The following is a 1,444-nucleotide window of genomic DNA, read 5'->3' on the forward strand; positions in this document are numbered from 1 at the left end:
CATATATAGAGATAGCTTCCCTGAAGACCTTAGAGCTAAGATATTATCTTATGCCAAAGAGCATAATATAAAGGATTAAGTATAAAATCAAATAAAAAGGCTCTTAATAAAAAAGAGCCTTATAAAAACTACAACGAAATAATGCACACAAGATATACATATAAATTTAATGAAGCATATGCGCTAAATAATATCTCATATAAACCTATGTCTATAAAAGAAGCTTATGATAAAGATAGTACAAATAGCTATTGCTACTATCCAGTAATGATCTATCAAAACTATATAAGTCTAAATTTAAATAGACTATTTCTAGGAGCTAATATAAGTAGTGGAGGACTAGACTATAACTCATTTATATACTATGACATAGACCACAAGAAAAACAAACTATCTTTTAACCTAGCCTCTAAGCTAGCACTAAATAACCTTAGTACCTATCTATGCTTAGATGAGCTAAGAGGAGCTGGTAATGAGATAGATGCAAGGTACTTTAACTATGCTAGAAGTAGATACACTGAATCTGATGTAGAGATAAGGGAGCTAAATTTGGATGTGAAAGAGGAGAAAGAGATATACAATAATTACAAGGATGGCGCATTGCCAAATAAAGCAGCAGGCAAACCAAAATATCCGATAGATGCTTATCAAGAAGCTGCAAAGATTATATATATGCTTAGACTAGGAATTTTTAACACCAACTATGGCAATACTCACCGTAACCTCTCAAGAGATCTAGTAGAGGCTCTTGATACTATAGGAAACAATAACATAAAGGGTATATATGTGGGGTGTAAGGAATTTCAAGAATATAAAAATTCCAAAGATAAAAAGGCACCTTCAAAAATCCCCCCTCGCCTAGTAGGTCGTTTAGCCACTACCATAGTAATGGAAGATGGTCTATATATAGGATAAGATATGAAGAAGATTATATTTATAACTTTAGCTATTTTAATAGTAATAGCTTCAGCACTGTTTATCAATAAAGAAAAAACAATAAAAAAAGGAAATTTAATGGATAACACTAATACATATACGGTTATAGCACTTAATGGCAGAGAGGTAAAATTTGATAAAAATACAAATTTAATAGTTGCAAAGCATGATAGTAATAGACAACTAGCTCCAGATCTTGCAGCTAAGCTAGTTCTTGACTCCCGTGCAATCCTAGACTCATCTCCATATAAAAACTATAAACCACTATACTATAACCCTAAACCAAATTCTCTAGGTCAAACAGACTATTTAGCATTTAAACCATGGCTAGATATTAGCTATAAAGCAAGCTCAAATAAACTATCACCTTGGACTAAATCAGAAAAAGCTTACTATGAAAGTTTAAAAGATAAAAGAGATAGATATATCTATCTAGTAAAAAGAAGTAATCTAAAATGCACTATGATAGATATACCAGAAGATGCGATAGGTAGAGTAGATAGTAATG

The 1,444-nt window shown here is 31.4% G+C and carries 1 protein-coding gene and 1 pseudogene; both read left to right on the plus strand.

Features of this window, described 5'->3' with window-relative positions; all coding sequences use genetic code 11:
- Window positions 1-141 precede the first annotated feature (141 nt).
- A complete protein-coding gene (locus B9N65_RS10450) occupies window positions 142-915 on the plus strand; it encodes a hypothetical protein (protein WP_087583785.1) in 774 nt (257 codons plus the stop codon).
- Window positions 916-918: 3 nt separating this feature from the next.
- A pseudogene (locus B9N65_RS10455) lies at window positions 919-1,444 on the plus strand (thioredoxin reductase); the annotation flags it as partial.

It is taken from the genome of Campylobacter concisus, assembly GCF_002165815.1.
Taxonomy (GTDB): domain Bacteria; phylum Campylobacterota; class Campylobacteria; order Campylobacterales; family Campylobacteraceae; genus Campylobacter_A; species Campylobacter_A concisus_BH.